General features: G+C 66.7%; 7 protein-coding genes. 4 read left to right on the top strand and 3 right to left on the bottom strand.

Annotated elements, in window-relative coordinates:
• Nucleotides 1-140: 140 nt before the first annotated feature.
• Nucleotides 141-854, bottom strand: a complete 714-nt coding sequence (locus RXV90_RS04510; protein ID WP_316647152.1) for a sulfotransferase-like domain-containing protein — start codon at nt 852-854, stop codon at nt 141-143.
• 139 nt (nt 855-993) lie between these two features.
• Here RXV90_RS04510 and msrA point away from each other — a divergent pair, with 139 nt between their 5' ends.
• Entirely contained in the window at nt 994-1,665 is a 672-nt protein-coding gene (gene msrA, locus RXV90_RS04505; protein ID WP_316647149.1) for a peptide-methionine (S)-S-oxide reductase MsrA, read from the top strand.
• Nucleotides 1,666-1,741: 76 nt separating this feature from the next.
• Here the strand turns inward: msrA and RXV90_RS04500 are convergent, their stop codons facing one another.
• Nucleotides 1,742-3,997 carry an NADP-dependent malic enzyme gene (locus RXV90_RS04500; RefSeq protein ID WP_316647147.1) on the bottom strand — a complete coding sequence of 752 codons (2,256 nt, stop codon included), beginning with the start codon at nt 3,995-3,997 and terminating at the stop codon, nt 1,742-1,744.
• A 179-nt stretch (nt 3,998-4,176) separates the two neighbouring features.
• Here RXV90_RS04500 and mutS point away from each other — a divergent pair, with 179 nt between their 5' ends.
• The gene (gene mutS / locus RXV90_RS04495; protein ID WP_316647146.1) at nt 4,177-6,834 is read left to right on the top strand and encodes a DNA mismatch repair protein MutS; all 2,658 of its coding nucleotides are present in this window, start codon (nt 4,177-4,179) and stop codon (nt 6,832-6,834) included.
• Here the strand turns inward: mutS and serB are convergent.
• Nucleotides 6,810-7,679, bottom strand: a complete 870-nt coding sequence (gene serB, locus RXV90_RS04490) for a phosphoserine phosphatase SerB (protein WP_316647145.1) — start codon at nt 7,677-7,679, stop codon at nt 6,810-6,812. The two genes, mutS and serB, sit on opposite strands and share 25 nt — an antisense overlap.
• Nucleotides 7,680-7,792: 113 nt before the next feature.
• On the opposite strand from serB, the gene RXV90_RS04485 reads away from it, so the two are divergent.
• Together RXV90_RS04485 and serA are read left to right on the top strand one after the other, a co-directional pair.
• Entirely contained in the window at nt 7,793-8,947 is a 1,155-nt protein-coding gene (locus RXV90_RS04485) for a phosphoserine transaminase (RefSeq protein WP_316647144.1), read from the top strand.
• A 99-nt stretch (nt 8,948-9,046) separates the two neighbouring features.
• A complete protein-coding gene (gene serA, locus RXV90_RS04480) occupies nt 9,047-10,639 on the top strand; it encodes a phosphoglycerate dehydrogenase (protein WP_316647143.1) in 1,593 nt (530 codons plus the stop codon).
• Nucleotides 10,640-10,659: the final 20 nt, after the last annotated feature.

Here is a 10,659-nt window from a genome sequence, read left to right as displayed (position 1 = left end):
CCGCCGCGCTCGCGGCCCTGCGCCTCAAGGCGCCGGCGATCGGAAAGACGTTTTCGGAACAGGTGGGGCGCGTCGCGGGGGGCGCCCCCCCCCCCCCCCCCCCCCCGGCCGGGGGCGCTGCCCCCGGACCCCCGGGATATTTACGGCCACATGAAGGTGAGGGCGCGGGCCGACATCGCTTCGTAGAACGGCATCGCGGCGCGGGCGAGATCGGCATAGGCGCCGTCGAGCTCCGGCAGCGGGCCCTCGGCCCCGGCAAACCCGGTGGAGCGGTGCACCGCCCCGTACCAATGCGCGGCCCAGATCCCGTCTTCGGGATGCCCGCCGGGCGGCCAGCTGAGCATCGCGCGATCGAAGGGAAGCCCGATCTCGGCGCAAAGCGCGGCAAGCGCCACCTCCGGATCCTGCCGGATATCGGCGCTGTCGATCACCGGGCCCGGGCAACGGGCGAAGATCTCCGCCTGCGCCTCGAAGCCGATATCGGCGAGCGTCGGGCGCTCGCGCTTCGCTGCATAGCTCGCGACCACCCGCGCCGGGTGGCGGATGAGGTGCACATGGGTCGCGCCTTCCGCCCAGCCCATGGGAAAACCTTCGAGCATGTGGAAGGCCATGTGCTTCATGTAGAAGTTCGGCTTCTTCCCCGGGATCGGCCCCGCGCAGCGCGCCGCCACCGCCGCGGGATCGCATTCATGGGAGCCGAGGATCTCGTCGCGCATCGGGTGATCGATCCCGGTCGCCCTGAGATACGGGGCGTAGAACGGTTCATCCCAGACCGCGAAATCCCCCCGCGCGGCAAAGGCATACATCATCGCGGTCGACAGGTTCCGGGGCCCCGACCACATGGCAATGCGCATCCCTGACCCTCCCTGCCGGCGATTCGTCCGCGACGCTATCGCCAGCTGTAACGCGTGTCACCTGTTCGTGACCTCACGGCCCGGTGAATTGCCGGCCCACGCTTTCCCTGAGACAACTCCGCTGCAAAGGAGATATGCGATGACCTTCTCGTTCCCGACCGCAAAACCCCTCGTGCTCGCCCTCGCCATCCTCGCCGGCCTCGCTGTCGAATGCAGCCAGGCGCGCGCCCAGGATCGCGCCACCGCCGTCGTGGCGGGGGGATGCTTCTGGTGCGTCGAGGCGGATTTCGAGCGCGTCCGGGGGATCAGCGAGGTCGTCTCCGGCTATACCGGCGGAACAACGGCGAACCCGACCTACAAACAGGTCACCCGCGGCGGCACCGGGCATTACGAGGCGGTGGAAATCACCTATGACCCTTCGGTCATCGGTTATGAACAGATCCTCGATCTCTTCCTGCGCTCCATCGATCCCACAGATGCGGGCGGCCAGTTCTGCGACAGGGGCGACAGCTACCGCACCGCGATCTTCGTCGAGACGCCCGAACAGCGCGCCGCCGCCGAGGCCGCCATCGCCGAAGCGCGCCGCGATCTCGGCCAGAAGATCGTGACACCCGTGCTCGAGGCAAAGCCGTTCTACGAGGCCGAGGCGTATCACCAGGATTACTACAAGAAGAGCGAACTCGTCCTCACCCGCCGCGGGCCGAAATCGAAGGCCGAGGCCTACAAGTTCTACCGCACCGCCTGCGGCCGTGATGCCCGCGTGAAGGAACTCTGGGGCCGCGACGCGCCCTTTGCGGGCGGCAAGTCGTAACCCGCCCCTTCATTTTGGCGAAAATACTCCGGGGGGCCGCGCGGCACGCGCGGCGGGGGCAGCGCCCCCTCTGCCGTCAGCTCACCTTGCAGGCCGCCAGCACCGCCATGTTCAGAATGTCATTCACGCTCGACACTGTCGAACACATCTGAATCGGCTTGTCGACGCCGGCGAGGATCGGCCCGATCACCGTGGCCCCCGCCATTTCCTGCATCAGCTTCACGCTGATCGAGGCCGAATGCCGCGCGGGCACGACCAGCACATTGGCCGGCCCCGTCAGGCGCGAAAACGGGTATTGCGCCGCGGCCTGCATGTTCAGCGCCACGTCCACCGTCATCTCGCCCTCGTATTCGAAATCGACGCCGCGCGCGTCCAGCACCTTGGGCGCCTCGTGCATCTTCGTTGCCCGCTCGCTGACGGGATAGCCGAAGGTCGAGAAGCTGAGGAACGCCACCCGGGGCTCGAGCCCCAGCATCCGCGCCACTTCCGCCCCGCGTTCGGCGATATCGGCCAGGTCGTGCTCGTCGGGCCATTCATGCACGAGCGTATCGGCGATCAGCACGATCCGGCCCTTGTGCAGAACCGCCGTCACGCCCACCGCGCCGTCCTCGGCCCGGGCGTCGAAGACATGGTTGATCATCTGCAGGACCTGCGCCGATTTCCGCGTGGCGCCCGTCACCAGCGCATCGCCCGCCTCGTGGGCGAGAAGCAACGCGGAAAAGACATGCCGGTCGCGCGCCGCCAGGCGGTGCACATCCTGCCGGTCGAAGCCCTTCCGCTGCAGCCGTTCGTAGAGGAACGATTTCAGCTGTTCGAGGTTGCCGGTCGTCGCCGCGTTCACCACCGTCAGCTCGCGCGCCGCGTCGCCCAGCCCCTCGGCCTCGAGCTTCGCCTTCACATCGGGCTCGCGGCCGACGACGATCGCCTTGCCGAACCCGTTCCGCTGGTAGGCCACGGCGGCGCGCAGCACCCGCGGATCGTCGCCCTCGGCGAAGATCATTCGCGCCTGTGCGGCGCGCGCCCGCGCGTTGATGCCCTGCAGGATGTTCGCCGTCGGATCCATCCGGGCCTTCAGCGTCAGCTCATAGGCCGCCATGTCGACGATCGGCCGCCGCGCCGCGCCCGTATCCATCCCCGCCTTCGCCACGGCAGGCGGCACACGGTGTATCAGGCGCGGGTCGAACGGCGTGGGGATGATGTAATCCCGCCCGAAGTGAAGCTTCCGGCCATAGGCGATGGCCACCTCGTCGGGCACATCCTCGCGCGCCAGTTCCGCCAGCGCCTCCGCACAGGCGATCTTCATCTCGTCGTTGATCGCGCGCGCGTGGATGTCGAGCGCGCCGCGGAAAAGATAGGGGAAGCCCAGGACGTTGTTCACCTGGTTGGGGTAGTCCGACCGCCCGGTCGCCACGATCGCGTCGGCCCGCACCGCCTGCGCCTCTTCGGGGGTGATTTCGGGATCGGGGTTCGCCATGGCGAAGATCACCGGGTTGTCGGCCATGTTGGCCACCATCTCCGCCGTCACCGCACCCTTGACGCTGACGCCCAGGAACACGTCCGCCCCCTTCATCGCCTCGTCGAGCGTGCGCAGGTCGGTCTTTACCGCATGGGCCGATTTCCACTGGTTCATCCCGTCCTTGCGGCCCTGGTAGATCACGCCCTTCGTATCGCAGGCGATGCAGTTCTCGGGCCGCGCGCCCATGGATTTCAGAAGTTCGATACAGGCGATTCCCGCCGCCCCCGCGCCGTTCAGGACGATTCGCACATCCTCGATCTTCTTGCCGGTCAGATGCAGCGCATTGATCAGCCCCGCCGCACAGATCACCGCGGTGCCGTGCTGGTCGTCGTGGAAGACGGGAATATCCATTTCTTCCTTCAGGCGCTGCTCGATCATGAAGCATTCGGGCGCCTTGATGTCTTCGAGGTTGATACCCCCGAAGGTCGGCCCCATCAGCCGCACGGCGTTGCAGAAGGCGTCGACCTCCTCGGTATCGAGCTCGATATCGATCGAATCGACATCGGCGAACCGCTTGAACAGCACGGCCTTGCCTTCCATCACCGGTTTCGAGGCCAGCCCGCCGAGGTTGCCAAGCCCCAGCACCGCCGTCCCGTTCGACACCACCGCCACGATATTGCCCTTGTTGGTATAGTCATAGGCCGTTTCGGGGGTTTCGAAGATCGCCTCGCAGGGCACCGCCACACCGGGGCTGTAGGCCAGGCTCAGGTCGCGCTGGGTCGTCATCGGCACCGTTGCCATGATCTCCCACTTCCCCGGCTGCGGCTCCATGTGAAACTGCAGCGCGTCCTCGGGTCTGATCTTCATTCTGGGCATGTGGTTCCTCCCGCCGGTCTTAGATTGTTAGCGGGGGGCCATGACGGCAACAACCGCTTCTGTCGGGCCGCGCGCCCCGAGTTTTCCACAGAAACCTTTGCGAAAGACCCCTTGCGCGCCCTTCACACAACATCCGGGGCAGGTTAACCTCGCCAGACACTATATCCGGGGGGTGGGTCATGAGCGATCCGCGCGCAGCCGTCACGCCGATGATGGCACAATTCATCGAAATCAAATCCGGCTACCCGGATGCGCTCCTGTTTTACCGGATGGGCGATTTCTATGAACTGTTCTTCGACGATGCCGTGGCCGCCGCTCAGGCGCTCGACATCGCGCTGACGAAGCGCGGCAAGCATCTGGGTGAAGATATCCCGATGTGCGGCGTGCCTGTGCATTCCGCCGAAGGCTATCTGCTGACGCTCATTCGCAAGGGCTTTCGCGTCGCCGTCTGCGAACAGCTCGAAGATCCGGCCGAGGCGAAGAAACGCGGATCGAAAGCGGTGGTGAAACGCGGCGTGACGCGGCTCGTGACGCCGGGCACGCTGACGGAAGACACCCTGCTCGACGCCCGGCGCAACAACTTCCTCGCCAGCCTCGCCGAGATCCGGGGCACGCTGGCGCTGGCCTGGGCCGATATCTCCACCGGCGACGTTCATGTCACCGATACCGGCCCCGCCCGCCTTGCCGCGGATCTCGCGCGCCTTGCGCCCAGCGAACTCCTCGTCTCCGAAGGGCTTGAGGCGGATTTGGCCGAAACAGTGTCTGATTTCGGCGGATCTGTCACCGAACGCCCGCGCACCAGCTTCGACAGCACGGCGGGGGAAAAGCGGCTTCTCGATCTCTGGAAGGTGGCCTCGCTCGATGCCTTCGGGGCGTTCGAGCGGCCCCATATCGCGGCCCTCGGCGCGCTGGCCGATTACATCGACATCACCCAGCGCGGCAAACTTCCCCTCCTCCGCCCGCCGCAGCGCGAGGCGCGGGGAAGCGCGATGGCCATCGACGCCGCCACCCGCCGCAACCTCGAAATCACGCGAAGCCTTTCGGGCAGCCGCGAGGGCGCGCTTCTGTCGACGATCGATCGCACGGTGACGGCGGCGGGCGGCCGCCTGCTCGACCGTCGGTTGTCGAGCCCCTCCCGCGACCTCGAAAAACTCAGCCGAAGCCACGAGGCAGTGGCCTGGCTGCTGGACGACAGGCGTTTGCGCGAAGATCTGCGCGCCGCGCTCCGCCAGGTGCCCGATCTCGACCGCGCGCTGTCGCGCCTCGCGCTCGACCGGGGCGGCCCCCGCGATCTGGCCGCGGTGCGCGACGGGCTTGCCCAGGCACGCACCCTCGCCGCGACGCTTCCGGGCGAGGCCCCGGCCCTCCTGACAGCCGCCGCCCGCGATCTTCAGGGCCACGACGCGCTGACCGACACGCTCGACGCCATGCTCGTCGCCGAACCCCCGCTTCTCGCCCGCGACGGCGGGTTCATCGCCGAGGGGGCCAATGCGGATCTCGACGAGGCCCGCACGCTGCGCGACGAAGGCCGGGGCGTCGTCGCCGGCCTTCAGGCGACCTATGCGAAGGAGACCGGCATCGCCTCGCTCAAGGTGAAGCACAACAACGTGCTGGGCTATTTCATCGAAACCACGGCAACCCATGCCGAGAAAATGCTGTCGGCGCCCCTGTCGGAAACCTTCATTCACCGCCAGACCACGGCCAACGCGGTGAGGTTCACCACCGTGGAACTCAGCGGTCTCGAAACCCGTATCCTGAACGCGGGCGCACGGGCGATCGAGATCGAAAACAGTCTCTATTCCAGCCTGAAACGCCAGATTCTCGATCACGCGGGCCCCATCGGCCTCGCCGCCCGGGCGCTCGCTGAAATCGACCTGGCTTGTGCCTTCGCCCAGATCGCCGAGGAAGACGGCTGGACCCGGCCCGAAATCGACGAAACCCGCGCCTTCCGCGTCGACGCGGGCCGTCACCCGGTGGTCGAAGCCGCGCTCCGCCGCGACACGGGCGACCCCTTCATCGCAAACGATTGTGACCTGAGCGCGGCAAAGGGCGCAGCGATCTGGCTTCTGACCGGCCCCAACATGGCCGGTAAATCCACCTTCCTGCGCCAGAACGCGCTCATTGCAATCCTCGCCCAGGCGGGCAGCTTCGTGCCCGCCCAAAGCGCGCATATCGGGCTTGTCAGCCAGCTCTTCAGCCGCGTGGGCGCCTCCGACGATCTGGCCCGCGGGCGCTCCACCTTCATGGTCGAAATGGTCGAAACCGCCGCGATCCTGAACCAGGCCGACGACCGCGCGCTTGTCATCCTGGATGAAATCGGGCGCGGGACGGCCACCTATGACGGGCTGTCCATCGCCTGGGCAACGCTCGAACACCTGCACGAGACGAACCGCTGCCGCGCGCTCTTCGCCACGCATTACCACGAACTGACGGCACTGGCCGAAACGCTGCCGGGTGTCTCCAACGCCACCGTTGCGGTCAAGGAATGGGAAGGCGACGTGATCTTCCTCCACGAGGTCACGATGGGCGCGGCCGACCGCAGCTATGGCGTCCAGGTCGCGCGCCTTGCGGGCCTGCCCGCAAATGTGATCACACGCGCCCGCCAGGTGCTCGACACCCTCGAACGCCGTGCGCGGGAAGGCGGCCCGGGGCGCGAGGCGCTGATCGATGATCTGCCGCTCTTCTCGGCCCCGCCACCGCCGCCGGAACCCGCAAAAACAGACACGATTGCAGCGGAACTCATCGATGCGCTCCACCCCGACGAGATGACGCCGCGCGAAGCGCTCGATGCGATCTACCGGTTGAAAGAGGCCTACGCGAACGCGTCGCGCGAATAGCCCTGCAGGTACAGAAGCGCCGTCAGATCGCCGTGGTTGATCTTGCACTGCGCCTCCGCCGCCACGGCGGGCTTTGCGTGCATCGCGACGCCCAGGCCCGCACGCCCCAGCATGCCCAGATCGTTCGCCCCGTCGCCCACGGCCAGAACATCGGCTTCCGAAAGGCCCAATTCCGCCACCAGCTCTTCCAACGTCGCAACCTTCGCCTCGCGTCCCAGGATCGGCCGCGCCACATCGCCGGTCAGCTTGCCCCCCTCGACCAGCAGCGTGTTCGCCCGGAACCGGTCGAACTCCAGCGCCCCGGCCACCGCTTCGGCAAAGGCCGTGAACCCGCCGGAAACAAGGAACGACAGCGCGCCTTCATGGGCCCGCATCGTCCGCGCCAGGGTGCACCCCCCGGCGCGATAGGTGATCCGCTCTTCCAGAACCTGCCCGATCACGCCCGCGTCAAGGCCCCGAAGCAGCCCCACACGCTCCAGAAGCGCCCCTTCAAAGCCGATTTCCCCGTTCATCGCCCGCGCGGTGATCTCCGCCACCCGCGCGCCGACCCCGGCCATATCCGCCAGTTCGTCGATGCATTCCTGTTCGATCAGCGTGCTGTCCATATCCGCCAGAAGCACGCGCTTGCGCCGCCCGGCGGAGGGCAGAACATTCAGATCCACCCCCATCCCGTCCAGTTCGGCCTGCACCTCGCCGACATTCCCCGGCACCGCCTCCACGGCGAACTCCGCCGCCTCGTCGGGCGACAGCCACTGGGCATCCCCCCCGCCCCAGGCATTCCGAAGCGAGGCAACCAGATCCGGCACAAGCGCCCCCGGCGCGGCAATCAGAGACACGATCTTCATGGCCCCGGCCCATAGCGGCAACTTCGCGCTTGCGAAAGGGTGAAGACGCCACTAATGCGGTCCGTGGGACACCCCTCCCCAACGAGGGGCATGTATCTGGAAGGATATGGAACATGGAAAAGACCCTTCCGGCCACACGGCCGGCAAACCCGCGTTTTTCGTCGGGCCCCTGCACCAAACCCCCCGCATTCACGCTCGATAGGCTGTCCGATGCCGCGCTTGGCCGCTCGCACCGCGCGGCAATCGGGAAATCGAAGCTCAAGGCCGCCATCGACGGCACGCGAGAAATCCTCGGCATCCCCGACGACTATCGCATCGGCATCGTGCCCGCCTCCGATACCGGCGCGGTCGAAATGGCCATGTGGTCGCTTCTGGGCGCCCGGCCCGTCGAGATGCTGGCCTGGGAAAGCTTCGGCGCGGGCTGGGTGACCGATGCGGTCAAGCAGCTGAAGCTCGACGCCACCGTCCGCACCGCCGACTATGGCGAGATCGTCGATTTCGCAGAGGTCGATTTCGACCGCGACGTGGTGTTCACCTGGAACGGCACCACCTCGGGCGTCCGCGTCCCGGAAACAGTGTCTATTCCGGCCGAACGCGGCGGTCTGACGATCTGCGACGCCACTTCGGCGGCCTTCGCGCAGGATCTTCCCTGGGACCGGCTCGATGTCGTGACGTTCTCTTGGCAGAAGGTGCTGGGCGGCGAGGCGGCGCACGGCATGCTCGTCCTCAGCCCCCGCGCGGTGGAGCGGCTGGAAAGCTACACCCCGCCCTGGCCCCTGCCGAAACTCTTCCGCATGACGAAGGGCGGCAAGCTGATCGAAGGCATCTTCGAGGGCGCGACCATCAACACGCCCTCGATGCTCGCGGTCGAGGATTATCTCTTCTGCCTCGACTGGGCGCGCTCCGTGGGCGGGCTTCAGGGCCTCATCGCCCGGGCCGATGCCAACACCGCCGCAATCGAAGGCTTCGTGGCCGCCCGCGACTGGATCGCATTCCTGGCAACCGATCCCGCCACGCGGTCGAACACCTCGGTGTGCCTCAAGTTCACCGATCCCCGCATCACCGACGGCGCGGGTTTCGCCAAGGCCGTCGCAAAGCGGCTGGAAAGCGAAGGCGTGGCCTACGACATCGGTGCCTATCGCGACTCGCCGCCGGGGCTTCGGATCTGGTGCGGCGGCACGGTGGAAACCTCGGATATCGAGGCGCTTCTGCCCTGGCTCGACTGGGCCTTCGCGACAGAGATCGCGGCACTGACGGAAGCCGCCTGAGACACGCGCCGTCCCGGGCTTGACCCGGGACCTCTCCCTTCGATCGCAAGAGGCCCCGGATCAGGTCCGGGGCTGCACCCCACCACAAAGAGCGAACCCATGCCCAAAGTACTCGTATCCGACAAGCTCTCCGAAACCGCCGTCCAGATCTTCCGCGATCGCGGCATCGACGTCACCTTCGATCCCTCCATCGGCAAGGACAAGGACAGGCTCCTGGAGGTGATCGGCGACTATGACGGCCTCGCCATCCGCTCCGCCACCAAGGTCTCCGAAAAGGTGCTGGAACACGCCCCGAACCTCAAGGTGATCGGCCGCGCCGGCATCGGCGTCGACAATGTCGATATCCCCGCCGCCTCGCGCCGCGGCGTGATCGTGATGAACACGCCCTTCGGCAACTCGATCACCACCGCGGAACATGCCATCGCGATGATGATGGCCGTCGCGCGCCAGATCCCCGAAGCCTCGACGTCCACCCATGCCGGCAAGTGGGAAAAATCCCGCTTCATGGGCGTCGAACTCACCGCCAAGACGCTGGGGGTGATCGGCGCGGGCAATATCGGCGCGATCGTGATCGACCGCGCGCTTGGCCTGAAGATGAAGGTGGTCGCCTACGATCCCTTCCTGTCGGAGGAGCGCGCGACCAAGCTCGGCGTCGAAAAGGTCGACCTGAACGAACTTCTGGCCCGCTCCGATTTCATCACGCTCCACGTGCCGCTCACGGACAAGACGCGCAACATCCTCTCGGCCGAGGCCATCGCGCGGATGAAGCCGGGCGTGCGCATCGTCAACTGCGCGCGCGGCGGGCTCGTCGACGAGGCGGCGCTGGCCGAAGCGCTGAAATCCGGCCACGTCGCGGGGGCGGCCTTCGATGTCTTCGCCGTCGAACCGGCCACCGACAGCCCGCTCTTCAACCTGCCCAACGTGGTGGTAACCCCCCATCTCGGCGCGTCAACCTGCGAGGCGCAGGAAAACGTGGCCCTCCAGGTCGCCGAACAGATGTCGGATTACCTGCTGACCGGCGCCGTGACGAACGCGCTCAACATGCCGTCCGTCACCGCCGAAGAGGCCAAGGTCATGGGCCCCTGGGTCAAGCTCGCCGGCCACCTCGGCGCCTTCATCGGCCAGATGACGGACGAGCCGATCAACGCCGTCAACATCCTCTACAACGGCGCCGTCGCCGCGATGAACACCGCGGCCCTCAACGCTTCGGTCATCGCCGGCGTCATGAAGGCCACCAACCCGGATGTGAACATGGTTTCGGCCCCCGTGATCGCGAAAGAACGCGGCATCGACATCTCGACGACGACGCAGGGCAAAACCGGGGTGTTCGACGCCTATATCAAGGTCACCGTCGTCACGGCGGAACGCGAACGCTCCATCGCCGGCACGGTCTTTTCCGACGGCAAGCCCCGCTTCATCCAGATCAAGGGCATCACCATCGATGCCGAGATCGGCGAACACATGCTCTACACCACGAACGAGGATGTGCCGGGCATCATCGGCGCCCTCGGAAACACGATGGGCCAGAACGGCGTCAACATCGCGAACTTCACCCTCGGGCGCTCGACCCGGGGCAAGGATGCCATCGCGCTGCTTTATGTCGATGATCCGATCCCCCAGGCCGTGATCGATCAGCTTGACAAGACCGGGCTGTTCCAGTCGATCCGCCCGCTTCGGTTCGAGGTTGCCTGACCTGTTCAAAGCCCCCGGCC

The organism is Ovoidimarina sediminis (assembly GCF_032586175.1).
GTDB lineage: Bacteria > Pseudomonadota > Alphaproteobacteria > Rhodobacterales > Rhodobacteraceae > Ovoidimarina > Ovoidimarina sediminis.
The sequence above is the reverse complement of the archived record's forward strand: the minus strand, read 5'-3'. Positions and strand labels throughout refer to the sequence as shown.

What these genes read in the sequence shown, in the direction of transcription:
- RXV90_RS04510 (WP_316647152.1), bottom strand. Translation starts at nt 854, where the DNA reads ATGCGCATTGCCATGTGGTCGGGGCCCCGGAACCTGTCGACCGCGATG.
- msrA (WP_316647149.1), top strand. Translation starts at nt 994, where the DNA reads ATGACCTTCTCGTTCCCGACCGCAAAACCCCTCGTGCTCGCCCTCGCC.
- RXV90_RS04500 (WP_316647147.1), bottom strand. Translation starts at nt 3,997, where the DNA reads ATGCCCAGAATGAAGATCAGACCCGAGGACGCGCTGCAGTTTCACATG.
- mutS (WP_316647146.1), top strand. Translation starts at nt 4,177, where the DNA reads ATGAGCGATCCGCGCGCAGCCGTCACGCCGATGATGGCACAATTCATC.
- serB (WP_316647145.1), bottom strand. Translation starts at nt 7,679, where the DNA reads ATGAAGATCGTGTCTCTGATTGCCGCGCCGGGGGCGCTTGTGCCGGAT.
- RXV90_RS04485 (WP_316647144.1), top strand. Translation starts at nt 7,793, where the DNA reads ATGGAAAAGACCCTTCCGGCCACACGGCCGGCAAACCCGCGTTTTTCG.
- serA (WP_316647143.1), top strand. Translation starts at nt 9,047, where the DNA reads ATGCCCAAAGTACTCGTATCCGACAAGCTCTCCGAAACCGCCGTCCAG.